Source organism: Marinomonas spartinae, from assembly GCF_900089775.1.
Classification (GTDB): domain Bacteria; phylum Pseudomonadota; class Gammaproteobacteria; order Pseudomonadales; family Marinomonadaceae; genus Marinomonas; species Marinomonas spartinae.
In genome coordinates, this window is the sequence record NZ_FLOB01000001.1 from 502,182 (window position 1) to 525,161 (window position 22,980).

The 22,980-nt window shown below is 43.7% G+C and carries 27 protein-coding genes; 15 read left to right on the forward strand and 12 right to left on the reverse strand.

Annotated features, from left to right (window positions below; translation table 11 throughout):
- Positions 1–53: 53 nt before the first annotated feature.
- The 3 genes from znuB (at position 54) to MSP8886_RS02255 (ending at position 1,968) form a co-directional block, all read left to right on the forward strand.
- Positions 54–842 carry a zinc ABC transporter permease subunit ZnuB gene (gene znuB, locus MSP8886_RS02245; protein WP_067012246.1) on the forward strand — a complete coding sequence of 263 codons (789 nt, stop codon included), beginning with the start codon at positions 54–56 and terminating at the stop codon, positions 840–842.
- A gap of 42 nt (positions 843–884) precedes the next feature.
- Positions 885–1,319, forward strand: a complete 435-nt coding sequence (locus MSP8886_RS02250; RefSeq protein ID WP_067012248.1) for a YbaN family protein — start codon at positions 885–887, stop codon at positions 1,317–1,319.
- Positions 1,320–1,380: 61 nt separating this feature from the next.
- On the forward strand, positions 1,381–1,968 hold the full coding sequence (locus MSP8886_RS02255) for a biliverdin-producing heme oxygenase (protein WP_067012250.1): 588 nt from the start codon (positions 1,381–1,383) through the stop codon (positions 1,966–1,968).
- 106 nt (positions 1,969–2,074) lie between these two features.
- On the opposite strand, the gene MSP8886_RS02260 is transcribed toward MSP8886_RS02255, so the two are convergent.
- The 8 genes from MSP8886_RS02260 to MSP8886_RS02295 form a co-directional block, all read right to left on the reverse strand.
- Positions 2,075–2,545, reverse strand: a complete 471-nt coding sequence (locus MSP8886_RS02260) for a DoxX family protein (protein ID WP_067012252.1) — start codon at positions 2,543–2,545, stop codon at positions 2,075–2,077.
- Between the two features lie 10 nt (positions 2,546–2,555).
- Positions 2,556–3,332: an HvfC/BufC N-terminal domain-containing protein gene (locus tag MSP8886_RS02265; RefSeq protein WP_067012254.1), complete on the reverse strand. Its 777-nt coding sequence runs from the start codon at positions 3,330–3,332 to the stop codon at positions 2,556–2,558.
- The gene (gene bufB / locus MSP8886_RS02270; protein ID WP_067012256.1) at positions 3,316–4,215 is read right to left on the reverse strand and encodes an MNIO family bufferin maturase; all 900 of its coding nucleotides are present in this window, start codon (positions 4,213–4,215) and stop codon (positions 3,316–3,318) included. Before bufB ends, MSP8886_RS02265 begins: the two co-directional genes overlap by 17 nt.
- 21 nt (positions 4,216–4,236) lie before the next feature.
- On the reverse strand, positions 4,237–4,512 hold the full coding sequence (locus tag MSP8886_RS02275; RefSeq protein ID WP_067012258.1) for a BufA1 family periplasmic bufferin-type metallophore: 276 nt from the start codon (positions 4,510–4,512) through the stop codon (positions 4,237–4,239).
- Positions 4,513–4,641: 129 nt separating this feature from the next.
- Positions 4,642–4,824, reverse strand: a complete 183-nt coding sequence (locus MSP8886_RS02280; RefSeq protein WP_245659006.1) for an anti-sigma factor family protein — start codon at positions 4,822–4,824, stop codon at positions 4,642–4,644.
- Positions 4,821–5,453, reverse strand: coding sequence for an RNA polymerase factor sigma-70 (locus MSP8886_RS02285; RefSeq protein WP_083200731.1), 633 nt, complete (start codon positions 5,451–5,453; stop codon positions 4,821–4,823). The genes MSP8886_RS02280 and MSP8886_RS02285 overlap by 4 nt, the downstream gene beginning before the upstream one ends.
- 95 nt (positions 5,454–5,548) lie before the next feature.
- Entirely contained in the window at positions 5,549–6,013 is a 465-nt protein-coding gene (locus MSP8886_RS02290) for a hypothetical protein (protein ID WP_067012260.1), read from the reverse strand.
- Positions 6,010–6,570 (reverse strand): gamma carbonic anhydrase family protein, encoded by a 561-nt coding sequence (locus MSP8886_RS02295; RefSeq protein WP_067012262.1) that lies wholly within the window; start codon positions 6,568–6,570, stop codon positions 6,010–6,012. The genes MSP8886_RS02290 and MSP8886_RS02295 overlap by 4 nt, the downstream gene beginning before the upstream one ends.
- Positions 6,571–6,917: 347 nt before the next feature.
- On the opposite strand from MSP8886_RS02295, the gene prlC reads away from it, so the two are divergent.
- From prlC to MSP8886_RS02315, 4 genes are all read left to right on the forward strand, one after another.
- Positions 6,918–8,948, forward strand: coding sequence for an oligopeptidase A (prlC, locus tag MSP8886_RS02300; protein ID WP_067012264.1), 2,031 nt, complete (start codon positions 6,918–6,920; stop codon positions 8,946–8,948).
- Positions 8,949–9,054: 106 nt separating this feature from the next.
- On the forward strand, positions 9,055–9,315 hold the full coding sequence (locus MSP8886_RS02305) for a YheV family putative zinc ribbon protein (RefSeq protein WP_067012267.1): 261 nt from the start codon (positions 9,055–9,057) through the stop codon (positions 9,313–9,315).
- A gap of 33 nt (positions 9,316–9,348) precedes the next feature.
- Positions 9,349–10,059: a HipA family kinase gene (locus tag MSP8886_RS02310; protein WP_067012268.1), complete on the forward strand. Its 711-nt coding sequence runs from the start codon at positions 9,349–9,351 to the stop codon at positions 10,057–10,059.
- A complete protein-coding gene (locus MSP8886_RS02315; protein WP_067012270.1) occupies positions 10,056–10,871 on the forward strand; it encodes a DUF3037 domain-containing protein in 816 nt (271 codons plus the stop codon). The genes MSP8886_RS02310 and MSP8886_RS02315 overlap by 4 nt, the downstream gene beginning before the upstream one ends.
- Positions 10,872–10,963: 92 nt before the next feature.
- On the opposite strand, the gene MSP8886_RS02320 is transcribed toward MSP8886_RS02315, so the two are convergent.
- The gene (locus MSP8886_RS02320) at positions 10,964–12,868 is read right to left on the reverse strand and encodes an alpha-amylase family protein (protein WP_067012272.1); all 1,905 of its coding nucleotides are present in this window, start codon (positions 12,866–12,868) and stop codon (positions 10,964–10,966) included.
- 205 nt (positions 12,869–13,073) lie between these two features.
- The gene (locus tag MSP8886_RS02325; RefSeq protein ID WP_067012274.1) at positions 13,074–13,610 is read right to left on the reverse strand and encodes a DUF3750 domain-containing protein; all 537 of its coding nucleotides are present in this window, start codon (positions 13,608–13,610) and stop codon (positions 13,074–13,076) included.
- A 410-nt stretch (positions 13,611–14,020) separates the two neighbouring features.
- Between MSP8886_RS02325 and MSP8886_RS02330 the strand changes: the two genes are divergently transcribed.
- Together MSP8886_RS02330 and MSP8886_RS02335 are read left to right on the forward strand one after the other, a co-directional pair.
- Positions 14,021–14,299, forward strand: a complete 279-nt coding sequence (locus MSP8886_RS02330) for a hypothetical protein (RefSeq protein WP_067012276.1) — start codon at positions 14,021–14,023, stop codon at positions 14,297–14,299.
- A gap of 148 nt (positions 14,300–14,447) precedes the next feature.
- On the forward strand, positions 14,448–14,726 hold the full coding sequence (locus MSP8886_RS02335; protein WP_067012278.1) for a hypothetical protein: 279 nt from the start codon (positions 14,448–14,450) through the stop codon (positions 14,724–14,726).
- 226 nt (positions 14,727–14,952) lie between these two features.
- On the opposite strand, the gene MSP8886_RS02340 is transcribed toward MSP8886_RS02335, so the two are convergent.
- The gene (locus MSP8886_RS02340; RefSeq protein ID WP_067012279.1) at positions 14,953–15,591 is read right to left on the reverse strand and encodes an NAD(P)H-dependent oxidoreductase; all 639 of its coding nucleotides are present in this window, start codon (positions 15,589–15,591) and stop codon (positions 14,953–14,955) included.
- Between the two features lie 334 nt (positions 15,592–15,925).
- On the opposite strand from MSP8886_RS02340, the gene sstT reads away from it, so the two are divergent.
- The 6 genes from sstT (at position 15,926) to MSP8886_RS02370 (ending at position 22,622) form a co-directional block, all read left to right on the forward strand.
- Complete coding sequence (gene sstT / locus MSP8886_RS02345; RefSeq protein ID WP_245659007.1) at positions 15,926–17,137, forward strand: serine/threonine transporter SstT; 1,212 nt, start codon at positions 15,926–15,928, stop codon at positions 17,135–17,137.
- A 226-nt stretch (positions 17,138–17,363) separates the two neighbouring features.
- Positions 17,364–18,449: a TRAP transporter substrate-binding protein gene (locus tag MSP8886_RS02350; RefSeq protein WP_067012283.1), complete on the forward strand. Its 1,086-nt coding sequence runs from the start codon at positions 17,364–17,366 to the stop codon at positions 18,447–18,449.
- 105 nt (positions 18,450–18,554) lie between these two features.
- Entirely contained in the window at positions 18,555–19,094 is a 540-nt protein-coding gene (locus MSP8886_RS02355) for a TRAP transporter small permease subunit (RefSeq protein ID WP_067012285.1), read from the forward strand.
- Between the two features lie 73 nt (positions 19,095–19,167).
- Positions 19,168–20,454: a TRAP transporter large permease gene (locus MSP8886_RS02360; protein ID WP_067012287.1), complete on the forward strand. Its 1,287-nt coding sequence runs from the start codon at positions 19,168–19,170 to the stop codon at positions 20,452–20,454.
- A 151-nt stretch (positions 20,455–20,605) separates the two neighbouring features.
- Positions 20,606–21,964 carry a cache domain-containing protein gene (locus MSP8886_RS02365; protein WP_067012289.1) on the forward strand — a complete coding sequence of 453 codons (1,359 nt, stop codon included), beginning with the start codon at positions 20,606–20,608 and terminating at the stop codon, positions 21,962–21,964.
- 19 nt (positions 21,965–21,983) lie between these two features.
- Positions 21,984–22,622, forward strand: coding sequence for a response regulator (locus MSP8886_RS02370; protein WP_217491200.1), 639 nt, complete (start codon positions 21,984–21,986; stop codon positions 22,620–22,622).
- Between the two features lie 85 nt (positions 22,623–22,707).
- Here MSP8886_RS02370 and MSP8886_RS02375 read toward each other — a convergent pair whose 3' ends face one another.
- A complete protein-coding gene (locus tag MSP8886_RS02375) occupies positions 22,708–22,938 on the reverse strand; it encodes a formate dehydrogenase subunit delta (protein WP_067012291.1) in 231 nt (76 codons plus the stop codon).
- Positions 22,939–22,980 lie beyond the last annotated feature (42 nt).

Below are 22,980 nucleotides of genomic sequence, written 5' to 3' on the forward strand. Positions count from 1 at the left end.
GTCGTTATATCTATGTGTCGTTTTCTACGTGCCAGTTTGGAGTATTCTGTAATATGATGGATTTTTTAATCAGAGCCTTAATCGGGGGACTGGGCGTCGCGGCGGTAGCAGGACCATTAGGCTCCTTTGTGGTATGGCGACGTATGGCGTATTTTGGTGATACGCTTGCCCATTCGGCCTTGCTCGGGGTGGCGCTGGGCTTTTTGCTAAATGTTAATTTGAACCTAGCTATTATCGTTTTATGTGTGGGCTTGGCCGCTGTTTTGGTGACGTTGCAAAAGAAGCATATTATCGCCACGGATACCTTGTTGGGGATTCTCGCCCACTCTTCTCTTTCTCTTGGTTTGGTGGCTGTGAGTTTTCTCGATAATATCCGTATCGATTTAATGGCGTATTTGTTTGGGGATTTGCTGGCGATTAGTCAGACCGATTTGTATTGGGTGTATGGTGGTGGTTTGCTCGTTATTGCTTTACTGGTGGCTTTTTGGAAGCCATTATTAGCCATGACGGTGAACGAAGAGTTAGCAAAAGTGGAAGGCTATCCAGTGGAATCGATTCGGCTGCTTTTGATGTTGCTGGTGGCGCTGGTTATTGCGGTGGCGATGAAAATCGTTGGGGTGTTGCTGATTACCTCTTTGATGATCATTCCCGCTGCGACCGCTCGTAAGCTATCTGGTACGCCGATTCAAATGGCGTCTATTGCCAGCTTTATTGGCTGTTTATCCGTATGTGGTGGCTTGTGGGCGTCTTATCATTGGGATACCCCAACTGGGCCCAGTGTGGTGGTGTGCGTGGCCATGTTGTTTTTGATTACTTATAGTTTACCATTTAGACGGCGTTAGAGAGTGATATACCTTTTTTCATAGATAAAAGTGGCGTTAAAAATGAAAGACCTAAAAGACACTGTCTGTGTCGAACCAGTAACCCCACCGAAGATGGGGCGTGCAAAAAGATTGGCTTTTCAGATCATCGCTGTCTTGAGCTTGATTATGGCATTTGTCGGTATTTTGGTGCCTGGAATTCCTGCTACTGAGTTTATTTTGTTGTGTGCTTGGTCTTCTGCTAAAGCATCGCCGCGTATTTATCGATTTTTACATGAAAACCGTTTTACGGGCCCTCTGTTATATAACTGGCATCATGGTCGCGTCGTTTCTCGAAAAAGTAAAATCGCTGCCACCATCAGCATGCTGGTCTGCGCTATTTTATTGTTACTCAGTGCCTTGCACCCTTTATTGATTGCGTTGTGTATCGGATGTATGTTGTGCGCCAATATATGGATATGGTCGCGCCCAGAATCGGTAAAAAAGGCGACTGTTTAACGTGGCGGTTATTCTGTATTGTCACTACCATTAGTGGTATCGAATATTGAATGAGACACAAATGGCCGTGACTTTGGGTACAAAAGATCGACGCTCCCTCGCTAAATTTTTAAAACTGTCTACCCGAGGAGACCACGATGGGGTAGACCAGATGGTGATGTCCTCTAAACCCTTCGCCAGTCAAGAAAATTATGCGAAGTTTCTAACGCTGCAGTATCTTTTTCATCTTAGTGTTGCTCCCTTGTATCACCATGAACCATTGCAAGCCATACTACCAGGGCTTAGTACATTATCGCGTTTGGACGCAGTCGAAGCGGATTTGGCCGATCTAGGATTAGTGCCACAAATTGATGCTGATATGGTGGCGAAAGTGGATGATGTATACGAGGCCATTGGTTGGTTATATTGCAGCGAAGGCTCTAACATCGGCGCCGCTTTTTTATACAAAGAAACGCAAAAACTCTACTTTGATAAAGATCATGGCGCGCGGCATTTAGCGTCTCCCATCGAAGGACGGGCGCTCCATTGGCGTCAATTTGTTGCCCAACTGGATGCTCTGGAGCTGACTGATGAGCAATCCCATCGCGTGTTAAAAGGCGCTGTTGACGCCTTTGATTTTTATAAAACCACATTGCGACGTATTTTCTAACAGGTCGGCTCAAAACGGGGCTGGAGAGCTTAAAGTGTCTCAATCAGTTTGCTTATCGCCAAATGTAAAAGGCCTCACCCACGTTTTCCCTTTTTATAGCTAATGATTAGCGTTTGCTAATCCAATGATCTAAAGACAACTTACCAGCCCCTTTTAACATCAATAACAGTGTAAGGGCTAGCCAAGTAGCATGGGTTGGATAAGCATCTGGGTAGACGAAAATTTCAATCACCATGGTCATAAAAGCCAAGCCAAATGCCGCTAAACGGGTAAATAAGCCGAATAAAATCAAGGTCGACAAAATATGCTCAGCTAAGGCGGCCATTACAGCGGCAACCACTGGGGCGAGTAGTGGAAGCTTGTAATCGTTTTCGAATAAATAAATCGCGGTGTCTGACAGGTGTGGCCAGCCTAGATGTATGTGTCCACTGATAATGTCTAAGGAGAATCCTTCGATTTTGGTCTGACCGGATTTCCAAAATACCGCAGCGATACCAAAGCGGGCTATGAACAAAATCACGGACTCCGGAATCAGTCGAAACAGACTCTCACTTCTAGATAGTATGAAACGCACCATAGTGTTTTCCTTATTTTTCTTGTTGGTAAATGGCTGGTGGTTGGTTCGAAATACGGCTAATCAGCTGCCACTCGATCAACTTGGCCAGCATGTTGCCTAGGTCAAAATCGGCTTCATCTGGAATGGCCTCTTCCAGTGATTTGTGCTGCAAGAGGTTTTTTAAAAAACAGGCTTCGCTAAAGCGGATGACATGCAGTTGTGCATAAAGAAAAGATTTACATATAAGTAAATACTCACTTTCATAAATATCCACTTCGTCTAAGCGTAATTTTCCATCACTCTGGTGGGCATGATATAAAGAGCCAATGGCAAAGGGAGAGGCGAATAGTTGTGTGCTGGAAGGTAAATTTATATACAAGGTACTGGGATCTTCAACCTTGGCAAACACAGTAGCAACCTCTTCTCGGGTCAGTGTGTCCTGCTCTCTCTCATGAGTCAGAGTGAGCAAATTACGCTCCAATGCCGCAAGGTCTGCTAAAAAAGGCAAACTGTTAGCGGCTTCAAAGCCACGAATAAAGTCTGCAAAGCTCTGCCCGTACTCGCGTAAGATAGGCGAACTTGGTGGATGTTCAACAATGTAAGTCCGTGCCATTGCGCGAAAGAAATCATCACCCACTATAGAATGGGTAACCGGAAAAATGTCGCTCAGTGCTTCAATCAAAGAGACAAAGACATTGTTGCGATAGATATTTAAGCGTGTTTCTTTTTCTGCCAAGGAATCTGCTTTAATCTCGTTATAGAAGCTTGCGTCTTGGGAGAAAAGGGCGGATTTAAAGTGTGAGTTCATGATGCCTCTCTTGGATTACCGCTTGTCGAAGCTCATCAGCAAACTGAGCCTCTTTCATCAATTCGTTAATGGTCGGCAGCTTACCGTCACGTTCAATCAAAGTTGGAATATCGCCAGCCAGTCGCAAGGTATGCTGATAAAGCGCCCAAACGTCTTGGCACACGGTGTCATCGTGACTGTCTATTTTCAGAGGTAGGTTTTGATTGGCATCCATAGTATGACCTGCCAAATGTATTTGACCCACAGCGTCCATCGGAAAAGCATTCAAATACTCGTAAGGATCTCCTCTACGGTTAAAACAAGATACTTCCACATTATTCACATCAAGCAATAGACCGCAGCCTGTGCGCTTGGTGATGGCGCTCAAAAACTCGACCTCACTCATCTCACTGCGAGCAAATTCAAAATAGGCGGAAGGGTTTTCCAATAACATCGGGCGCTGTAAGCGCTCTTGAATTTGATCGATGTGCTGGCAAACTCGATCCAGCGTCGTTTGATCGTATGGTACGGGCAGTAAATCATTCAGGTAGTGCGAATAGTGGGAAGACCATGCAAGGTGCTCGGAAAACATCTCTGGTTGAAACGTCTCGACCAGTGTTGCGACACGTTCTAAATGCTCTACATCCAAAGGCGATTCACTGCCAATGGATAAACCTACACCATGTACCGTAATTGGGTAATGTTCGCGGATTTTCGCAAGGAAATATGGCGCTGGGCCGCCTTTACTCAGATAGTTCTCAGCATGAATTTCGAAGAAACCTATCTCAGGAAAGTCGGTCAAGATAGTCTGATAATAAACGGGTTTTAGGCTGATGCCAGTGCTGGTTAAAAAGCCCGAAGAAGCGCTAAGCGCATCTTCGGCTTTGTTTGCTAAACAAGACATAAAAAAAGCTCCGGTGTCTGTTTAGAAGGCTTTTAGCTGGCCGTGGCCAGTGGGAGAGGTAGATGATTTCATTTCCATGCAGGTACCAGCTGGTACGATTTTGAAGGCATTGCCTTGATCATCCACTTTTGATGTTCCCGCACAGGTCGTACCTGGGCCTGCTTTACAATCATTTTGGCCTGCCATAGCAACACCAAAGCATTTTTCTTTGCTAGCCGCTTGAGCTGGCATTGCTACAGCAGATAGGGCAACGGCAGTACCAAGTGCTAGTGCTAGAGTCGCTTTTGTGTTTTTCATGGGTGTATCCTCTTTTTTCGTTATTGGATTGTATAAACAAGGTGGGCCAACGGCCTTTCCTTGTGATGACATTCCTTTGTCGAAGCGAGGGAGGGATTTCTTACACAAAAACAGAAAAAATTTTAAAATTTATTCATTTTTTGATTCTTCAACGTAACGCTTTGAAATTGTTCGCAATTCTTCTACTTGATGAGAGAAGCGTCGGCATGATATACAGATGGTAGTATGCACACCTAGGGATACTTTTTCTTTGGCGTTCAGTGGACGGTCGAGTTTTTCAGAAAGAAGCTGAGTGGCTTGTTTGCAATTCATGATAGTGTCTCCGCTGCGTACCAGTTGTCCTCTAAGCATTCACGTAAACGCAAACGTGCGCGGTAAAGAGTGACATTGAGATTATTGGGTGTGAGGTCCTCATTATCGCAGATTTCGTTGGTTTCCATTTCCAGAAACTCTCGCATCATAAACAAACGGCCATACTTTTCTGGCAAAGCGTTTAGACAGGCATCAAACACGCGCCAGAAATGTTCGTTTTCAACACCGTGGTCTGGGTCATCCCATTTTTGTGGTCGCTCATTTTTCTGCCAATGGCCATTTTCAGTAAATAGTGCATCGATTAACGCTTCGCCATTGATATTCGGGCCCTCTTCTAATTGGCTGGCTGCGGTATGGCGCTTCTCTTTGCGGAGTAAGTCAATGACTTTGTTTTTCAGAATGGAGAAGACCCAGGTTTTCAGTGCCGCTTGGCGCGCGAAGCGATCAATATTTTGATAGGCGGAAATCATTGCTTCTTGTACGGCGTCTTCTGCAAGTTGCGCATCGCGTACTTGTAGAAGGGCGAATTTCAGCATTTGCTGACGCAGTTCTTGGGTGAACTCGGCGTCAAAAAAAATGCCCATATTAGGAGATGGTGATGAGCCGGGTGAGGTGCTAGCGTTTGTCATGTAAGCCTCTGCTTGTCGTTTTTCCTAGTTTAGACGTCAATAGTAGAGCTTTCTTACACAACGCAGGAATATTTTTCTAAAAAATAAAAAAGCCCTTATTCATTAAGGGCTTTAAAGGCTTCTTCAATTTTTTGATTGCCATAAGGTGGGGCTATGCTGCCAGCAAATTGGCCCTTAGGGTTTACCAATAAGAGTAGTCCTTGGCTCTCGTGATAGCCTTCTTTTTCCATGATCATGGCAATTTGTTTATATAAAGGAGAAGAAGGGCGAATTACCACCTGACCGCTCTGTTCAAATGCTATGGATTCTCCCTGACAAATGGCATCGCAAATAGTCGGTTGTAAAAGCAAGCCAAACCAGCTGCCTGTATTCGCACCAGCTTTGCCCTCTAAGGAAGGTAGGGCCTGTGGTTGAGACAGCAAGGTAATGTTCAAGGCCGCTTGCTGGGGTTTGGATAAATGCGGCTCTTCTGAATAAAACTGATAGTGTGCACTGATCCCCCAAATGATAAATATGCCGAGGCACAAAGAACCGAGCCAGATAAGATTGGAGCGTTTCATTCTTGATGACCTGATGTTAATTGTGCAGCCTCGGCTAAGTACTCATCTTTGAGTTTGACATAATTTAGGCCTGCGTATTGAAAGTATTCGATTTCTTTTGCACTTAATGGACGGGCTTGTTTGACAGGAGAGCCCATATATAAAAAGCCAGACGCCAAGCGTTTACCTGGTGGTACCAACGAGCCAGCGCCAATAATCACTTCCTCTTCGATTACTGCGCCATCCAAAATGGTAGTGCCCATGCCCACTAAAACCTTGTTGCCAATTTCACAACCGTGGAGCATTGACATATGACCCACAGTGACGTCATTGCCAATGGTTAAAGGGTGTCCTTCTGGTTTATAGGAACTGGCGTGGGTAATGTGCAGACAGGAATTGTCTTGAATGCTGGTTCTTGCGCCGATACGAATACGATGCATGTCGCCTCGAATAGCGACCAAAGGCCAAACCGAGCTGTCTTCGCCAATTTCTACGTCGCCAATGATAACCGCGCTCTCGTCGACCCAAACGCGGTCCCCTAGTTGTGGTGTGTGACCACGGAAAGATTTCATCACCATATCGCCTCTCTTTTTAATGGTTCTATGTGCAGTGCTTCTATGTGCAGTAAACGGGGACTATCAGAATGATAGCCTCGTAGATGTTGAAAAAAAGCACACAAGCCTTATGTTAGTTATTGTGACTGGTTATTGTTACATGCACAGACCTAGACGTGACGGCCAAGCGCAATAGTATTTTGTTGTAGACTCAAGATACTTATCACTCATTGTCACCGTTTTTTTGCCTATTTTCCCGTCTTGGTTTGGGTCTGTCGGCAAAGGTTTTATATTAATAACCAACATCATATTGAAACAGTAAGTCAATCTACTGAAACGACTCTTCGTTAGTGATAAAAGGATAACATGATATGTCTCAATCTGTATGGGATGCCACCAGTTTACCCGTCTTTTCCTCCTTAAAAGTGGAAAATATCGAGGCAGATTTAACGCAATTACTAGAGGGTAACCAGAAAGCCATTGATGAGTGTGTGAAAGACAATACTCATCCAACATGGCAAAGCCTAGTGCTGCCATTAGACCAGCTTCACGATGATTTAAGTAATTTTTGGTCTCCGATCAGTCACTTAAACTCTGTGAAAAATACACCAGAGTTACGTCAGGCCTATAATGCCTGCTTGCCTAAGTTGACCCAGTTTTACACGGATTTGGGGCAAAACAAGGATCTTTACCAAGCTTATAAGCGCTTAGCAGAAAGTGACGCGGCAAAAGAGTTAACACAAGCGCAGAGCGAAGCGCTCAAGCAAACCATCCGAGACTTTGAGTTGTCTGGCGTGGCCCTAGAAGGCGAAGCCAAAAAACGTTATGGTGAAATCAGTCAACGCTTGTCTGAGTTGAGTAGTCAGTTTGGCGAAAATGTCTTAGATGCGACGCAGGCATGGAGCAAACTGATTACTGACGAAAGTGAGCTATCGGGGCTACCTGAATCCGCACTAGCGCAAGCGAAGCAAATGGCCGAAGCCAAAGAAAAAGACGGTTGGTTATTTACTTTGGATTTCCCTTCTTACATCCCCGTGATGAGCTACGCAGATAACGCACCGTTACGCGAAGAGATGTATCGCGCTTTTGCAACACGAGCGTCAGATCAAGGAGGCGATATTAAGTTCGATAATGCCCCTTTGATTGATGAGATTTTAGCGTTACGCCATGAAATGGCACAAATCCTTGGTTTTGATAACTATGCTGAGTTGTCAGTGGCAACCAAGATGGCTGACAGCGGACAGCAGGTGATCGATTTCTTAGAAGATCTTGCTAAAAAGTCAAAAAGCTCGGCAGAACAAGACCTTGCACAATTAAAAGCCTTTGCTAAAGGTGAAAATGGCGTGGAAGAATTGAATGCTTGGGACATGATGTACTATGGGGAAAAATTGCGCCAGCACCAGTACAGCATTTCTCAAGAAGTACTGCGTCCTTACTTCCCTATAAATAAGGTATTGTCAGGATTGTTTCACGTGGCACAAACCTTATTTGGCGTCGATATTCGCGAAGAAAAAGAGTTTGATAGTTATAACAAAGACTTGCAACTGTTTACTATCAGTAAAGCCGGTGAAGATATTGCTCGCTTTTACTTAGACCCTTATGCTCGCGAAGCAAAACGCGGCGGCGCCTGGATGGATGCTTGCCGCACGCGGCGTCGTTTGAGTGATAATCGTTTGCAGTTACCGATAGCGTATTTAGTGTGTAACTTTACGCCGCCGATTGGCGATAAGCCAGCTCTGTTAACTCATGACGAAGTCACGACTTTGTTCCATGAGTTTGGTCACGGCTTGCACCATATGTTGACTCAAGTAGATGTGTCATCCGTTTCTGGTATTAACGGTGTGGTATGGGATGCTGTCGAGTTGCCCAGTCAATTTATGGAAAACTGGTGTTACGAACCCGAAGCGCTTGCTCATATTGCCGGTCATTACGAAACGGGTGAGCCGTTACCACAAGACTTGTTAGATAAGATGTTGGCAGCGAAGAACTTTCAATCAGGGATGCAGATGGTGCGCCAGTTGGAGTTTTCGCTATTTGACTTCCGCTTGCACATGGAATACCAGAAAGGCATTTCGGTTCAATCCGTTATCGATGATGTCCGCAGCAAAGTGGCAGTTACGACACCGCCGGAATTTAACCGTTTTCAAAATGGTTTTTCACATATTTTTGCTGGCGGTTACGCTGCAGGTTACTACAGCTATAAGTGGGCAGAAGTCTTATCGGCCGATGCTTTCTCGAAATTCGAAGAGGATGGCATCTTTAATCAAGATACGGGGGCGCGCTTCCGTGATACCATATTGGCTAATGGTGGTTCTCGCCCTGCGGCAGAATTATTTGCTGAATTCCGTGGTCGTGAGCCAAGTACCGATGCCTTATTGAGACACAGCGGCATCGCGGCATAAACTTTCGTTCTGCAAGGAAGCAGCGCCTTGCTTGACGGTGGTCAGGCAAGGCGCTGTTTTTTTATGACGTCACTCGCAGGCGTCACTTTTTAAAGGTGTTAGGGTTATGACAGTGAAACGCTTTATCGCAGGGGCAGTATGCCCTCGTTGTAATGAAATGGATAAAATTCGTGCTTGGCGCGATGACGAAGAGGAAAAGCAATATCGTGAGTGTGTTGCTTGTGGTTATACGGATGAGCAATCCACCTCGATACAGGCTCAGCCGACTGAGATTCCGACGCGAGTGAATACGCCCCATAGTAGCGCCCCGCAAGCGGATGAAATGGTGATTAACTTTATACCAAATCTAGACTCGACAAAGCACTAGAATACTTATAAGTTCGAGGACCGCCTTTTGAAGATGATAGTGGAAGTTATTGGAAAGGTAGATCAGGGTTATAGTAACCCATATGAGTGTCTAGACGAGGATGGGAATTCTTTTATAGTTAAAGGCTTGCCTCGTTCGAGTCAAGTAAATGAGTGGATATGTGCTAATTTAGCAACGGCATTTGGCCTGCCTATTGCTGATTACGAGTTAGTTGAAATACCAGAAGAGCTATACTTTGGATTAGATTTTGATACTCAGTTTGATCTCGGCTGCGGCCCTATTTTTGGTTCGAAGAAGATTCCATTTGCCCAATGGTTTGAGCCAAAGACAATGCAGCATATCGTCACTGAAGAAGAAAAACTAAAGATTTTTCTTTTTGATTATTGGGTGAAAAATGCCGATAGAAATAGTGATAACACAAACCTTTTAGTGAGTGATAGACGTATTCGAGTGATCGATCATAACAGTGCTTTTGACAAAAACTATACTAGAGAGGATGTTTATGGCCATATTTTCTATGATCAAATTGACTGCACATGGTTTAATGATTTAGCTTTCAGAAGTAAGTTAGAAGAGCAATTTGAAGGTATTCTGCTTAATTTTGATAATATCATTGGCTCCTTACCGGAAGATTGGCAGTATAGTGATCCACCGATAAATACACTTAACGCAACTATCGATCTGGCGGCAATTGAAAGTACTTTAAGACGTTACACTAACGATGATTTTTGGTTTTTTGTATGAAAAAATATGCTTGCAAATACGTTGTTTTACGCTTTGCTCCCTATAGTGAAACAGGAGAGTTTGCTAATGTGGGTGTGCTTCTTTGTGCAAAAAGTAATAACTCGTTTGTGTTTAAGCTAGATACAACCGATGTCGGTGCTAGGGTTTCAAAATTCTTCCATATTAATGATAAGCGGACTTTTAAGTTTGCAATGGCTTCTTATCAGAAAGAATTGGCTTTTATTCAAGAACAAGTTGCTAATCACTACATGACTGCGCAAGATGCATTTGATTTTTTAGTGAAGCCTCGTGCAACCCTGTTACGTTTTAGTGAAGTTCGAACCGTTATAACGGACTCGATTGATGTAACTCTTAACAGTATATTTTCTCGTATGGTAAGTCATACTTCTACCTCTCAGACTAAGAGTAGACAAAGACTGAGTAGTCTTTTAAGGTCTCAGTTAGACTCGCTTCACTTGGAAAGGCCTTTTAGACAGTATAAGTTTGCAAAGAGTGTCTTTGAAGCAAAGTATGATTTTACTCAGTTAAGTGAGCAAGGTGAGCCGTTGAAGCTTATACAACCTATTGAAGTAAATGACAAACTTACCCCAAAAGAAATTTTTGAGGTAGTAGGTAAAAATGAAGTTCGTTTAAATCGTATGGCTAGCTTAGGCTTGCTGCCTCAGAGGGTCCTTCTTCCGTTCTCTTTGAGTGAAAATCGTACTAAAGAGGCTGATGAAGCTTGGTCTATTGTTAAAAGAGAGTTGAGGGATATTGGTAAATTAGTGGATATTCGAAATAAGTCTGTTATTGAAGAATTTGCCAAGCATTAATCAAGAGTACAAAAAAGCGGATCGACTATAAAGTAACGTCGATCCGCTTTTTTGTGGCGATTTTGACTGCGATGTTAATGACGAGGCGAAACCTAAGCCTTGGTTAACCACAGCAAATCCAATGGTTCAATCAAACTGAAAGACGATAAATCAATCCGTTCATTGTTTAGTAAATTCATTGCGGTTTTATTCCCGATAAGTCCATCCAATGTAGGCGTTATAGGTACGTGATGTTCGCTAATATTAGCGATAACCAACAGTACGTTATCACCGCTTTGTCGCTTGAAGGCGAAGAGGTGTTCACTGCCCAGAGAAATCAGTTCAAATGACTTGGCGGCAAAAATGTCATTGGCTTTACGAATTTGAATCATCTCTCGAATCAATTGAGCGATTTTTCCCTGCGGGGTGTTGATATCCTCAGCAAGAGTGAAGTCGGCCTTAGTGAGTTTTTTACGATGTACCCAGCGGCTATCGTCTACTTTTGTTGGGTCCTTGAGATAATCGTTGTTATTGAGCACGCCAAGATCGTCTCCTTGATACAGCAAGGGAATGCCTGGCATGGCGAAGTTGATGCCATTGAGTACTCGAATGCGTTTGATAGCGTGATCAAGCAGCAGCGGATCGTCAGCCGCAATGGCGTTTTCCACGCCCGCTAAAGATGCCAACGTACCGCACACACGGCAGTCGCCATTGACTGGGTTTTCTTGAAATGGCACGCCCGCAGCAAAAGAGCCAGCAAATTGTCCTGTATAGAATTGATTTAAGAAATGACGATGGCCGATGCCATCAATGCCAAGACGGTCTGAAATGGTGTCGTCCCATAACCAGCCAATGTCGTCATGGCAACGAAGATAATTGACCCAGGTTGTATGCTCTGGAATCTGAAAGCTGCGTTCAAGGGATTGATACAACAAGTTCGTTTGGCGTGTTGCTAAACTTTCCCATAACAAGGCCATCATCAGTGGGTTGTAAGAGAGCGTACACTCGTCGGTAGCAATGTATTTGTTTACGTCATCAGGATGGACAATGGCTTCCGATTTAAACACAACATGTGGTGCTGCAATGTCTAAGCAGGCTTTAAAGGCTTTGATTAGGTTGTGTGCTTTGGGGAGATTCTCACATACAGTGCCTTTTTCTTTCCACACAAAGGCTAAGGCATCAAGCCGTAGCACATCACAGCCGTTTAGAATCAAGTGCAGCATTTCTTCTACAACCGCGACAAAAACGGCAGGATTGGAATAGTTAAGATCCCATTGAAATGAGTTAAAGGTTGTCCAAACGTGGCGATCTAATTCTGGTAAATAGGTAAAACTACCGCGACGAATTTGTGGAAATATTTCACGGACGGTTTGGTTGTATTCCATGGCGTCTTGCTCATCCATGAAATAGTAATAGTCTTGGTATTCTTGATCGCCCGCTTTTGCTGCTTGTGCCCAGCGGTGTTCGTCTGAGGTGTGATTAAACACAAAATCCAGCACCATACGGATGCCTTTTTTATGCAGTGCTGACGCTAGGTCTTTTAAATCTTTGTTCGTGCCCAGCTTAGGTGACACTGTGCGATAATCCGAAATGGCATACCCACCATCACTGTTTCCTTCTGGTGATAAATAAAGCGGCATGAGATGCACATAATTTATCCCTAAAGCTTCAAAGTAAGGGATCTTTTCTATCAGAGAGACCAGATCATCTGCCAGTAAATCCACGTAGACAGCAATACCAACATTTTGATTAGACTCGAACCAAAGTGCGGATTTGTCTTTGATTTGAGCAGGGCACTTTTTTTTATGAAAATCGATAACGGATTGCAGTAATACCTTTAGGTGGTAATGCAGGTCAAAGCGTTGCCCATAGAGTGGAAAAAGCTGGTTGAACAGGGCCTGAAACCCGTTTGTTAAACGCTGAATAAGGATGGATTTTTTTTGCGGCGTGAGTTGGCTGAAATCGAGCTCAGCCAACAAACGTTGCAGGGTTTTTTGTGCTTCAAACGTGATGTCCATATTAGTGCCTTATAAAGACGCGCTCGTAACAATGGCGAGAGTAGAGTTGATGACTTAAGTTTAAAGGTTTGGCGAGAGAGGGTTCGCTTTTGCGAAGAATCAGCGCTCTACGTTGTCCAAACAGAAAACGTAGCCTAAAGGGATAGGATGGGTCAATATGGAGTCTTTCTAAATACTGACTTAATTTTTTAGGGTTGGCTTCTATTTATTTTGCATTATCAGCGTAGCCACTGCCAATGGCGCGAAATGGCATGTCTAATCCAAGCTCAGGTACTTGTAAGCCTATCCAAGCGGGAAACGTATTACTGTTTGGGCCCGGGAAGACGGCATATTCATTGGCCCAAGGATAGCGTTTGACGGCGGCGGTTATTTTCGGGATAAGGCGTTGGGCTTTTTCTCCGTGAATTGACAGAATCTTCTCAGGTTTGGCACCAAACCAATAACGATCGGGTGTACTAGTTTGATATTCCTCTAAGGCAGGAAGGCCACGTTTTACTCGCCATCCCACGACTTCATAGACGGTATATTCCAGCGCATTTTTTTCTTTTACTGCGATCCAAGTATGAACAGCAAACCAACCTCGCCAGCTGAATGCATCGGCGGCGTAAAACTCTATGATCGCCGCTTTGTTCTTTTTCGGGTCGGCAGCAAGGCCTGCTGGTTCGCGGCTGGCGGTGCGCCAATTATCGTTAGTACAGGCGCTAATCAGTAAAGCGAACAATGTGATGGCGAATATTTTCATGCAAACTCCATTTATTTTTGATATGTCTATTCGCCAAGTATAGGCCTTTTATGAGCTTGGCGAGATATTACGTTCGAGTTGTTTCCTTAATATCACAGAGAGTTAACAAATATAAACATCTCGTTCATATTGTTTGATTTTTTAAAGGGGCAAAGGGAGGTTGTTTTTTAGTAGAACGTCTAATTGAGTAGTGATTCTTCTTTTATGCATAATATGTGTTTAATTAAATTAAAGATGCGCTTTTCTATTCAAAAATGAATAGAAAGAGACACTATTAGCGATACTGTTTTATTTTTTTAAATGAATGCTATTATTTAAAACATCACATGAACAGGCGATCTTTTAAATTTATTTGATGTTCTTTTTAAAAACTATCGCCTCTTAAATACGGAATACCTTAGGAGGTAAATATGAATTTAGTAACTAAAAGCGCATTAGCATTGTTTGCAGCTGTCTCTATTTCTTCTGTTGCGATGGCAGCACCTGGAGACGGTACATACGGTTCTAAAGTAAAAGCACAAGCGGATGTACAACAGCTAAAAAGCGAAATTCAGCAGTTAGGTGCAACACCAAATCTTGGTGTGAATCTGAGCACAGCGAAAACGGTTAATACGCAAGCTAGACTATTGAACACAGCAGCTGAAAACCTACAACTACAACTTAATGAACTTAAAAGCCAAAACTCTTAAGTTGTCGTGAATCCGTGATTGTTGCATCGGTTTCTTTTGAGTAGGTGCAACCCTTTTATCAATGGGTCGACTTATCAGGTTATCCCAATATAATAAAGGTTTTGACAGGCTATAAACCTGTTAGAGCTCGCTACAAAGGAGATGTTTTATGAATACTTTAACAAAAGTAGCACTAACTCTATTAGCAACGGCTTCTTTTACTTCTGCGGCGTTTGCAGCCCCAGGTGATGGTACATACGGTTCGGTTGTCAGAGCACAAGAGAAAGTAAATAATCTTGAGCATCAGCTTGAAAGTAAAGGTGTTAATGTTAATACCAGCATTGATATGAGTACTGTTCATACGTTACAAGATAAAGCGGCTGCATTAAATGCGAAAGCGCAAAATCTACAGTTAAAATTGAACGAGCTTAAATCTCAAAATCCGTAATTTACTAACGGTTCAAGATTTAAATAATTCGATTGAAAAATAAAAAAGCCAGCACAAGCTGGCTTTTTTTATGTTTTTTAAACGATTAAAAAATTTGATGGATATTTATTAATTATTCGATGTTTTGTAAGGTAGTGTTTATCGAATGAAGAATAAAAAGTAAACTGACATAAAAAACGCTGGTTTATCCAGCGCTTCTTATGTCGTTTTTTGAATTAGCTAAAACTTATTTTATTTCAGTAATGAACTCTTCTTTCGGACGACGTACTTTTTTCAAGTTAACCAGCCAATCTCCTTCTTCTGCACGGTAGCCAAGAGGAAGCAAAATAACAGAGCGTAGACCACGGTCTTGTAGGCCTAATAGCGCATCAATTTCTTCTGGAACAAACCCTTCCATTGGTGTGCAATCTACTTTTTCTTCTGCCGCTGCTATCAACGCAGTGCCAAGGCCAATATACGCTTGGCGAGCAGCGTGCTCATAGTTCACCTTTTTGTCACGAGGAGGGTAACTGCTCAGTATCATTTGGCGGTAGTTTTCCCAACCTTCGTTGACGAACCCACGTTCATCGTTAACTAGGTCGAACATTTTGTTAATACGCTCTTCTGTGTAATTGTCCCAAGCAGCAAAGACCAGCAAGTGGGAACAATCTGTCAACTGTGCTTGGTTCCAAGCATGGGGTACCATTTTTTCACGCAGTTCTTTATTGGTGACAACAAACACTTCATAGGGTTGGAGACCGCTTGATGTTGCTGTTAGACGAATTGCCTCAAGAATACGGTCCACCTTCTCCTGTGGTACCGATTTTTCAGGGTTCATTTTCTTAGTCGCATAGCGCCATGATAACTGTTCTAATAAATTCGACATTTCGGAATTCCTCGATATGTAAGTTTACCCATTATATGAGGTCTATGATGACGAACTTCAAGGTGAATATGAAGACGAATTTTAGCGATAGCTTTGAAACAGAATGAACAATCGTTTGGCTCTTGGCAAAATTCTGTTGACGATGAACGCTATGCTTCCCTGATAAGCTCAGTACGGTAAGAATAAGCTTGTATGCTTGCGGCATGTCAAAAGATTAACCACTTGAGCAAATAAAATTCTCATAATTATGCGCCCAAATGGTTCATTTCTCGTCCTCGATGTTTTATGGTGCCCCCTCGAAAAATTTGATGGATCTCCCCCCATGACTTCAAATATGAAATCTACGTTGTTTCAGCGTTATATGAATGGCAGTCTCGTATTGCAAATTGTTGTTGGTATTCTGTGTGGTGTTGTCTTAGCTTACGTTTCCCCTGAAGCGGCCCAATCAGTGGGTGTATTAGGTGGCTTTTTTGTCAAAGCATTAAAAGGTATCGCGCCGATTCTTGTGTTTATCCTAGTGATTGCGTCCATTGCCAACCATAAACATAATCAACAAACCTATATTCGACCTGTTTTAGTTCTGTATGCCGTCGGTACCTTGATTGCTGCCTTTACGGCGGTTTTTTTCAGTTATTTGTTTCCGACTAAGTTAAATCTTGTGGCTGGTAATGTAAGTCAATCCGCGCCACAAGGTATACATGATGTCTTGCATACGTTGTTTTTTAATATGGTGGATAATCCTGTTAATGCGTTAGTGACGGGCAATTACATTGGTATATTAACTTGGTCCGTGTGTTTTGGTATCGGCCTGCGCCATGGGTCGGATACAACGAAAGCGTTACTGCAAAATTTAGCTGACAGTGTCACTCGAGTTGTGGGTTTTGTGATTCGTTTAGCGCCATTTGGGGTGTTTGGTTTGGTATCGAATACCATTGCAACCACAGGCTTTGGTGCATTGTTAGGTTATTCTCATCTGCTGGCGGTGCTGATTGGTTCAATGCTATTTATTGCCTTAGTTACCAACCCTTTGCTGGTCTTTTTGGCGACGCGAAAAAACCCTTACCCTTTGGTTTTTCAATGCTTAAAAGAAAGTGGTGTAACGGCTTTTTTTACGCGCAGTTCCGCTGCCAATATTCCCGTCAATATGGACCTTTGCAAACGACTTCAACTGGATGAAGATACCTATTCAGTGTCTATTCCCTTAGGGGCAACCATTAATATGGCAGGGGCGGCGATTACAATTACCGTCTTAACGCTTGCGGCGGTGAACACATTAGGGATTCCTGTGGATTTTGCCACAGCGATTCTGCTCAGTATTATTGCCGCTATATCGGCTTGTGGTAGCTCTGGTGTGGCTGGGGGATCTTTATTACTGATTCCTTTGGCTTGTAGCTTATTCAATATCCCCAATGAAGTGGCGATGCAAGTCGTTGCTGTGGGCTTCATTATCGGTGTACTACAAGACTCGTCAGAAACGGCATTGAACAGTTCGACAGACGTACTCTTTACTGCTGCGGCTTGTCGTTCCGTTACGCGTCATTCGTGAGGGACGATTGGGTGTAGTTCTGTGATATGACATAGGCGGCATAAAAACCGTGCTTGCGGGCTTTTATGTCGCGTGAAGATTTTCTAAGTATAAATACTGAGACAGGTTAAGTACTAATTACGACCTGCTTTCGGTATTTATGCGAATTGCTTACATATTGCTTTCAGAAGATGATGAAACCTGCTTTATCCAATTAAACAATAATAAACAAGCAGGATGATAATCAATGATCTCTCTTAAGATGACTTCTTTTGTAGCGGCTGCGGCTGTTACCCTCGGCACACTGTCTATGCCTTCTATGGCTGCAGAGCGTGTTTATAAACTCAAAATGGCTGAATCTTGGACCACCAATTTCCCTATCTTTGGCGATGCGCCTCGTAACATGGTGCGTATGGCGGAAGAAATGTCTAAAGGCCGCTTAAAAATCACCATCGACTCAGCAAACAAACACAAAGCGCCATTAGGGGTGTTTGATATGGTGCGTGCGGGTCAGTACGACATTGGTCACTCTGCTTCTTATTATTGGAAAGGTAAGGTGCCCAACACCATGTATTTCACCACCATGCCGTTTGGGATGACGGCACCGGAGCAGTATGGTTGGTTCTACTATGGTGACGGCATGAAGCTGATGGAGAAAGTCTATAAGCCTTTTGGCTTGTTGTCTTTCCCTGGGGGCAATACCGGTGTGCAGATGGGGGGATGGTTTCGTAAGGAAATCAATTCATTGGATGACTTGAAAGGTCTAAAAATGCGCATCCCAGGGTTTGCGGGCGAAGTACTGGCGAAGCTAGGTGCCAAACCAACGAACATTCCACCTGGTGAGTTGTATACGGCTCTTGAGCGTAACACAATTGATGCTTTGGAGTGGGTAGGGCCGTCCCTTGATTTGCGCATGGGCTTCCACAAAATTGCGCCTTACTACTACACTGGTTGGCATGAGCCAGCAACTGAGCTTCAGTTCCTCGTAAATGAGCGGACATGGAAAAAACTACCGGACGACCTACGTGAAATTCTGCGCGTCTCTATGAAGCTGGCTGCCTACGATATGTACATTCAGTCTTATCATGAAAGCGGTGTGAACTGGGCGAAAATGAAATCAGAATACCCTGATATTCAGGTCAAGACCTTCCCCACACCTGTTCTAAGCGCCATGAAAAAAGCCAACGAAGAGTTATTGGCTGAAGCGGCAGCGAAAGATCCATTAACGAAGGAAATTATCGATTCTCAGCAAGCTTATATGAAAGTGGCCCGTGTGTGGACCAACATTTCTGATCGAGCTTACCTAGAAAGCTTAGACAAAATTGCCGAATAAATCTTGATCGCGTAGCGGGGGGTTGTTCTCCGCTACTTTGCTCCTGTTAAGCGAGTTGATTGTTAGGTTTTACATGCCATTAGGTGTTTTCTAGGAGTCATTCCCATGTTTCTCATCAATCTAGAGCGAGGCATCGCTCGATTTTCAAATCTGCTTGGTGCTATTTCGACCTTGTTACTTATCACCTTGTTATGTAACGTTTTTTACGACGTATTAATGCGCTATTTGTTCAATGATGTGTCCATCGCTATGCAAGAGTTAGAGTGGCATTTGTATGCGGCTATTTTCTTGTTGGGGATTCCCTATGGGATTCAACAGGGTGGTCATGTGCGAGTCGACTTGATCTATGAAAATCAACCGATCAAACGTAAAGCATGGATCGATTTGTTTGGCTGCGTCTTTTTCTTATTACCTTTCACCTTGCTGGTCGGTTACTACGGTATTGGTTTTGCTCAAGAATCCTTTGCCCTAGGAGAAACCAGTGGTGACCCAGGTGGTTTGCCTTATCGCTGGGTGATTAAAGCGGTTATCCCTTTTGCCTTTTTCTCCATGGCAATCAGTGGAGTAGGCATGATGCTGCGTTCGATTAATGCCATTCGTGGCGTGAGTGAAGAGGGCTTTTCAAACCCTCCTATTCAACATTGATCTTGAGTCCTGTTTTCTGCAGCGATGTCTTGCAGTACTTGCTCTCTTGTTCTGACGGATTAATAGGTCGTTTATGATTGGTATTATCATGTTTTTCGTTGCCCTAGCGATGCTGATGCTGGGGTTCCCTGTTGCCTTCACCTTTGGTGGGATCGCCTTGATTTTTGGGGTGTTTGCCGAAGGTTTTGATATGTTTGCTTTTATGCCCTTTCGCATACAAAGCTACATGGAAAACACCACCATGATGGCGGTGCCCTTGTTTGTTTTTATGGGCATTGTCTTGCAAAAAACACAGTTGGCAGAACAGTTATTAGAAGCCATGGGGAAACTGTTTGGTCGTGTGCGCGGAGGCTTGGCAATTTCGACTATTTTGGTGGGCGCATTATTGGCCGCATCAACGGGTGTGGTGGGGGCCAGCGTCGTGGCGATGGGGTTGATCTCTTTGCCTGTCATGCTGAAATACAAATACAACAAATCCCTTGCCTGTGGCACGATTTGCGCCTCAGGTACGCTGGGTCAGATCATTCCTCCCTCGATTATTTTGATTATCTTAGGGGATGTTTTAGGCATTCCTGTGGGAGATTTATTCCATTCGGCCATGCTGCCAGGGTTGGTACTAATTGGTTGTTATATTGTCTATATTCTGATTCTGACTTTTCTTAAGCCTGATATGGCACCTGCTATGGCAGAAGACGATGGGGAGACACGTGCTCAACAAATTATCAGCGCGCTAAAAGCCATCATTCCACCTTTGGCGTTGGTGCTGGTGGTATTGGGCTCTATCTTTACGGGGGTCGCGACACCGACAGAGTCGTCAGCATTAGGCGGTATGGGCGCAATCGTGTTGGCATTGTTGTATCGTCAGTTTACCTGGAAGATGCTTTACGACAGCAGTTTAGAGACCGTCAAAGTCACCGCCATGGTATTTGCTATTTTGATGGGGGCAACCGCCTTCTCGATGGCTTTTAGCTACACTGGTGGTGATCAAATAGTGGAAGAGGTATTGCTCAACCTACCGGGTGAAAAATGGGGCTTTATTATTCTTGCGATGGTCTCGATTATGATCCTCGGCTTTTTCATCGATTTTGTGGAAATTGCTTTTATCATTGTGCCGATCTTAGCGCCTGTGGCTGAAGCGCTGGGCATCAATATGCTGTGGTTTGCGATCTTGATTGCGATGAACTTACAGACATCGTTCTTAACGCCGCCCTTTGGCTTTAGTCTATTCTATTTAAAAGGGGTGGCGCCGAGCTCTATCCGGACGATGGATATTTATCGTGGGGTCATTCCCTTTATCTTGATCCAAGTGCTAGTGTTAGCCAGCATAATGATCTTTCCTGAATGGTATGGAATAGCTTAAGCTTCCTTTCGTTAGTCGGAGAGGGTAGTACAGTTTTCATCGATAATGTAAAACCTTGTCTATGGGCTTCAAATCAGCAAACGGGCTAAGTTGTCACTAGCCCGTTTTTTACGGATTGGCATGATATAAAAAGAATAAGAAGGACGTCTTTGTGGGTTTAAAAAGTAAGATTATCCTTTTAGCAGTCGTCCCTTTGATTGCTTCGACGGTCATTATTATCTACCTCAGTTTGCAATCTGCTAGGGAACTTGCCGAAGAGGAATTGTCGATCTATGAATTCAATTTGATTCATGCCAAAAAAGAAGCCCTTAAAAGCCACATCAGTATTGCTTTATCCGCGATTCAACCGATTTTAGACAGCGATACCTTGAGTGACGAAGAAGCCAAGGCGGAAGTGAAAAAAGTGATCAACCGTTTGCGTTATGGTGAGGATGGTTACTTTTATATTTACAGCAGTTCAGGGAAGAATCTCGTTCATCCGACGCAACCTGAATTAGTAGGGCAGAATTTATGGGATTTTCAGGATAAATCAGGCAATTACTTGATTCAGCATTTATTGGCTGTCGCTAAAACGGGAGGTGGCTTTCATCGTTATTTTTGGAAAAAGCCGCCTTATATGGGCTTGGAAGAAAAAATTGGTTATGCGGTCATGATCGATCGTTGGCATTGGATGCTGGGAACAGGCTTGTATCTTGGTGATGTCTTTCTCGAATTATCCAAGGCCAAAGCCAATATGGATGCCAACATCCGCCGCAGCTTTTTCTCCGTCAGTGTGGTGGTAATTATTACTGTGATTTTTGTCATTCTACTGGGCTTGGCGATTAATCTGCATGAACACAAATTAGCGGATTCCAAACTTAAAGCCTTGGTACAGCGTTTTATGCGCTTACAAGTGAGTGAGCGGCGGCGCTTTTCCCGCGAGTTGCACGATGGGATCAATCAGTTACTGGTGTCTTGCAAGTTTCGTATTGAATTGGCCAGCAACAAACTCAACCGTGATCAAGGTAAAGACGCTATTGATGAAGAGTTACTCAAAGCGGGTGAGTTGATAAACCTTACTATTCAAGAAATTCGTCAGATCTCTCATGATCTCAGGCCAACATTACTGGATGATTTGGGGTTGAATACGGCACTTAGCGCTTTGGTTGACCAGTTTAGCGAGCGTACCAAGGTGTCTGTGGACTATTGCTTTGATGTGTCTTGTGACATTCCTGATGAAATAGAAATTGCCTTATATCGAGTATCTCAAGAAGCGTTGACCAATATCGACAAGCATGCCCAAGCTAGCCATGTGTCACTGTATATCAAGCAGTCACGTCAAGATTTGGTGTTCGAATGTCTAGACGATGGTCTTGGTTGTTCTCAAGAATCGGCTTTGTCAAAAGGGATTGGTTTGATCAATATGCGTGAGCGAGTGGCACTCGTTGGTGGGGATTTTTTCTTGGAGTCGCAAAAAGGCAAAGGCACAAAAGTCCGTGCTATTTTACCGATAGCGCCTAAAATGGATTAAAAACAACAAGAGACAAGTCATGACAATAAGCACAGGCATTCGAGTGTTGCTGGTGGACGACCATATGTTGGTATTAGATGGTCTACAGGCTCGTTTAGAATTGGAAGCGGATATTAACATTGTTGGGACAGCCGCAAATGGTTTAGAAGCTCTGGAAAAAGCCAAGGTCTTGTCGCCAGATTTGGTGCTAATGGATGTCTCCATGCCTATTTTAAATGGGTTAGATGCCACAAAACGCTTTCGTAGTGAACAGCCACATATCAAAATTCTGATGCTCAGCATGCACTACGACAAAGAGTATATTTTGTCTGTGCTTCAAGCGGGGGCTAATGGTTATGTATTAAAAGATGTCTCGTCGGAAGAGCTGATACAAGCCATCAATACGGTGTATCAGGGTGGCACTTACTTTAGCTCAAAAGCGTCCGACTTGTTATTTGGTCAATTCTCTTCAGCGCCACAAGAAGAGGAGTCTCTGACACCTAGGGAAAGTGCGGTACTCGCTGAGGTAGCGAACGGGTTATCCAACAAAGAAATCGCCCAACAACTCAATATTAGCGTAAGAACGGTAGAAACCCATCGACAAAATATTAAGCGTAAGTTGGATATTCACTCGTCTGCAGGTCTGGTGAAATACGCCATTGAACACAATCTTATTTGATCTTGCGAAAAAGAGGACGGCTATATCGACGATCTAACAGGAAGGTATTCTTTAGAGAGCCGATATAGCGAACTGGATTACGGTTTTAGGCTTTGCTTTCCTCAAAAAGCTGCTTACCTGCTTGTAGGGCGGCTGGATGCAATGCTGGCCCACCTTGTTCAATATAGTCTTTCAGCATGTTTTTCATGCGTCGTGGCCAAAACTTCTTCACATGGCCTGCGACAATTGTTGCCACAGCACTTTCATCGCCCGCGCTAATATTATTCTCTGCGATTTGGTTAATCATAGAGATGATACGTTCTTGTTCGTTATGCATAATTAATTCTCGCTAGACTGAACTCTCATACGAGGCTTGATC

Bases quoted from the DNA above. Each gene is read 5' to 3' on its own strand.
- MSP8886_RS02305 (WP_067012267.1), top strand. From the start codon at position 9,055: ATGACAGTGAAACGCTTTATCGCAGGGGCAGTATGCCCTCGTTGTAAT.
- MSP8886_RS02320 (WP_067012272.1), bottom strand. From the start codon at position 12,868: ATGGACATCACGTTTGAAGCACAAAAAACCCTGCAACGTTTGTTGGCT.
- MSP8886_RS02360 (WP_067012287.1), top strand. From the start codon at position 19,168: ATGATTGGTATTATCATGTTTTTCGTTGCCCTAGCGATGCTGATGCTG.
- MSP8886_RS02335 (WP_067012278.1), top strand. From the start codon at position 14,448: ATGAATACTTTAACAAAAGTAGCACTAACTCTATTAGCAACGGCTTCT.
- znuB (WP_067012246.1), top strand. From the start codon at position 54: ATGATGGATTTTTTAATCAGAGCCTTAATCGGGGGACTGGGCGTCGCG.
- MSP8886_RS02355 (WP_067012285.1), top strand. From the start codon at position 18,555: ATGTTTCTCATCAATCTAGAGCGAGGCATCGCTCGATTTTCAAATCTG.
- MSP8886_RS02325 (WP_067012274.1), bottom strand. From the start codon at position 13,610: ATGAAAATATTCGCCATCACATTGTTCGCTTTACTGATTAGCGCCTGT.
- MSP8886_RS02350 (WP_067012283.1), top strand. From the start codon at position 17,364: ATGATCTCTCTTAAGATGACTTCTTTTGTAGCGGCTGCGGCTGTTACC.
- MSP8886_RS02315 (WP_067012270.1), top strand. From the start codon at position 10,056: ATGAAAAAATATGCTTGCAAATACGTTGTTTTACGCTTTGCTCCCTAT.
- MSP8886_RS02260 (WP_067012252.1), bottom strand. From the start codon at position 2,545: ATGGTGCGTTTCATACTATCTAGAAGTGAGAGTCTGTTTCGACTGATT.
- bufB (WP_067012256.1), bottom strand. From the start codon at position 4,215: ATGTCTTGTTTAGCAAACAAAGCCGAAGATGCGCTTAGCGCTTCTTCG.
- MSP8886_RS02295 (WP_067012262.1), bottom strand. From the start codon at position 6,570: ATGGTGATGAAATCTTTCCGTGGTCACACACCACAACTAGGGGACCGC.
- MSP8886_RS02275 (WP_067012258.1), bottom strand. From the start codon at position 4,512: ATGAAAAACACAAAAGCGACTCTAGCACTAGCACTTGGTACTGCCGTT.
- MSP8886_RS02285 (WP_083200731.1), bottom strand. From the start codon at position 5,453: ATGACAAACGCTAGCACCTCACCCGGCTCATCACCATCTCCTAATATG.
- MSP8886_RS02375 (WP_067012291.1), bottom strand. From the start codon at position 22,938: ATGCATAACGAACAAGAACGTATCATCTCTATGATTAACCAAATCGCA.
- MSP8886_RS02255 (WP_067012250.1), top strand. From the start codon at position 1,381: ATGGCCGTGACTTTGGGTACAAAAGATCGACGCTCCCTCGCTAAATTT.
- MSP8886_RS02265 (WP_067012254.1), bottom strand. From the start codon at position 3,332: ATGAACTCACACTTTAAATCCGCCCTTTTCTCCCAAGACGCAAGCTTC.
- MSP8886_RS02250 (WP_067012248.1), top strand. From the start codon at position 885: ATGAAAGACCTAAAAGACACTGTCTGTGTCGAACCAGTAACCCCACCG.
- MSP8886_RS02340 (WP_067012279.1), bottom strand. From the start codon at position 15,591: ATGTCGAATTTATTAGAACAGTTATCATGGCGCTATGCGACTAAGAAA.
- prlC (WP_067012264.1), top strand. From the start codon at position 6,918: ATGTCTCAATCTGTATGGGATGCCACCAGTTTACCCGTCTTTTCCTCC.
- MSP8886_RS02370 (WP_217491200.1), top strand. From the start codon at position 21,984: ATGACAATAAGCACAGGCATTCGAGTGTTGCTGGTGGACGACCATATG.
- MSP8886_RS02310 (WP_067012268.1), top strand. From the start codon at position 9,349: ATGATAGTGGAAGTTATTGGAAAGGTAGATCAGGGTTATAGTAACCCA.
- MSP8886_RS02290 (WP_067012260.1), bottom strand. From the start codon at position 6,013: ATGAAACGCTCCAATCTTATCTGGCTCGGTTCTTTGTGCCTCGGCATA.
- MSP8886_RS02330 (WP_067012276.1), top strand. From the start codon at position 14,021: ATGAATTTAGTAACTAAAAGCGCATTAGCATTGTTTGCAGCTGTCTCT.
- MSP8886_RS02280 (WP_245659006.1), bottom strand. From the start codon at position 4,824: ATGAATTGCAAACAAGCCACTCAGCTTCTTTCTGAAAAACTCGACCGT.
- sstT (WP_245659007.1), top strand. From the start codon at position 15,926: ATGAAATCTACGTTGTTTCAGCGTTATATGAATGGCAGTCTCGTATTG.